A 2335-nucleotide genomic window follows, 5' to 3' on the forward strand; every position below is an offset into this window, starting at 1 on the left:
GTCCGACTTGTGCAGCCCGCCCAGCATCCGGTCCATGTCGCTGAGGCTCGTGGACACGCCCGCGAGCTTGCCCTGCCGGTTGTGCGCCGCGTTCCCCGTCTGCACCGCCTCGTGCAGCGCCGAGAGGAAGGACTTGAAGCCGCGGTTCGTCGTGCCGGTCGAGGCGAGCTTGAAGAGGTCGCTCTCGGCCTCGACGATCTGCTCGTCCGGGCTCCGGTCGTCGCGCATGGTGCGCGCGCGGTCCGAGATCGAGGCGCCGAGGTCGATCAGCGCGCGGCGCACGGCGAGGTCGTGGATGAGCTGGGCGTAGTCGCGCGCCGCCGAGGTCGCGATGGCCGAGAGCTGGAGCTGCACGAGATACTTCGCGCCGCCGAGCTCCTTCAGGCCCGCCACGTCGGCGACGAAGTTCTTCAGCGTGGTGGCGTCCGTCGCGAGCCCCTTGGTGATGCGCGCGGCGGCGAGCTGGAAGATCTCGCGGTGCACGGGATCGAAGAAGTGGTCGGGCTTCACCAGGTCCTCGACGCGGTCGAGCACGTCGTTGGAGCTGAGGATGGCGCCGAGGAGCTGCTGCTCGGCCTCGATGTTGTGCGGAAGCACCTTGCCGTCTTCGGTGGTGGGCGTGCCCGCCCCGGGCACGGGAACCTGCTCGTTCATGTCTGACCCTCGCCTTTCGGTCCCTCCGTCCGCGCCTCGCGGAGGGTGTCCGGCGGGTATAGCCGACCCGCCTGCGGGAGGGTCAATCGGCGAAATCTGTGAGTATCCTGTGGGCCATTTCGACCGCAAGATCCGGTGGTCCGCCTGCGTCCTGCCGCTTTATCTTGCGTGAACCCTAACAGAAATGTGTCGGATTCGCCACGGCCAAAGGGGCGCCGGCGAACGCCGCGATCAGTCCAGTCCGCGGGCCGTCCGCCAGCCGTCCGGATCGACGAGGAATCGCTCGACCTCGGCGAGCGTCTCCGCCCCGAAGTCGCCGCCGCGCCGGGCCTCGGCGATCACGTCGGCCCAGGTCGCGAGGTAGTGGAGCCGGAGCCCGTGCTCGGCCAGGCGCTCCTCCGTCCCGGGCATGACGCCGTAGTAGAAGACGACGGCCGTGTGCCCGCAGGTCGCCCCCGCGGCCCGGATCGCGTCCACGAACTTCAGCTTCGAGCCGCCGTCGGTGGTGAGGTCCTCGACGAGGAGCACCCGGTCCCCCTCGCGCATCTCGCCCTCGATCTGCGCAGTGCGCCCGTAGCCCTTGGGCTTCTTGCGCACGTAGGACATCGGCAGGCCCATCCGCTCGGCCACGAAGGCCGCGAAGGGGATGCCCGCGGTCTCGCCGCCGGCGATGTTGTCGAAGGCCTCGAGGCCCGCGGCCTCCATCACGGTGCAGCAGAGGAAGTCCATCAGCGTGGCGCGGACGCGCGGGTAGGAGATGATCTTGCGGCAGTCGATGTAGGTCGGCGCCTGCTTGCCGCTGGCATGGGTGTAAGGCTGCTCGGTGTTGAAGTGCACCGCGCCGATGTCGAGGAGCATCCGGGCGGAGAGGCGGGCCATGGTGGCGCGGTCGGGATAGGCGGTGGGGATCATGGCGCGGTCCTCGTCTTGGCCGGATTTTCGTACGAAAATCCGCAGGTTGCGAAAATTCGTACGGATTTTCGGGCGGTCATGCCACCACGTGCCAGTGCAGCGGATGGCCGGGGTCGAAGAGCGTGACGGGGCCCGCGCCGGTCTCGATCTTCGCCGGATAGGCGCAGGGCGTCTCCCGCTTCTCGAGCGTGATCCTGTCCTCGTTGGGCGCGAGCCCGTAGCGCGCGGGGCCGTTTAGCGCGGCGAAGCCCTCGAGCCGGTCAAGCGCGCCCTCCTCCTCGAAGACATGCGCGAGGCACGACAGCGTGTTCGTGGCCGAGAAGACGCCGGCGCAGCCGCAGGCGCTCTCCTTGTTCGGGTCGGTGTGCGGCGCGCTGTCGGTACCGAGGAAGAAGCGCGGATTGCCCGAGGTCGCGGCGCGGCGGAGCGCAAGCTGGTGCGTCGAGCGCTTGGCGACCGGCAGGCAGTAGTAATGCGGTCGGATGCCGCCCACGAGCATGTGGTTGCGGTTGATCATCAGGTGATGCGTCGTGATCGTGCCCGCGATGTCGCCCGCAGCCTCCGCCACGTAGTCGATGCCCTGCGAGGTCGTGATGTGCTCGAGCGTCACCTTGAGCTCGGGCAGGTCGCGGCGCAGCGGCTCGAGCACCGTCTCGAGGAAGACCTGTTCGCGGTCGAAGATGTCGATCTCCGGCGTCGTCACCTCGCCGTGGATGCAGAGCGGCAGGCCCACCTCCGCCATCTTCTCGAGCACCGGCATGACGCGGGC

The 2335-nt window shown here is 68.9% G+C and carries 3 protein-coding genes; all 3 read right to left on the minus strand.

Annotated features, from left to right (window positions below; genetic code table 11):
- On the minus strand, window positions 1-654 hold a 654-nt coding region (locus tag ACTS11_RS04525), incomplete at its 3' end, for a DnaB-like helicase N-terminal domain-containing protein (RefSeq protein ID WP_442639152.1).
- 231 nt (window positions 655-885) lie between these two features.
- The gene (locus tag ACTS11_RS04530) at window positions 886-1566 is read right to left on the minus strand and encodes an orotate phosphoribosyltransferase (RefSeq protein WP_442639153.1); all 681 of its coding nucleotides are present in this window, start codon (window positions 1564-1566) and stop codon (window positions 886-888) included.
- Between the two features lie 76 nt (window positions 1567-1642).
- A partial coding sequence (locus ACTS11_RS04535; protein WP_442639154.1) for a dihydroorotase occupies window positions 1643-2335 on the minus strand: 693 nt, incomplete at its 5' end.

Source organism: Roseicyclus sp., from assembly GCF_052168335.1.
Classification (GTDB): Bacteria; Pseudomonadota; Alphaproteobacteria; order Rhodobacterales; family Rhodobacteraceae; genus Roseibacterium.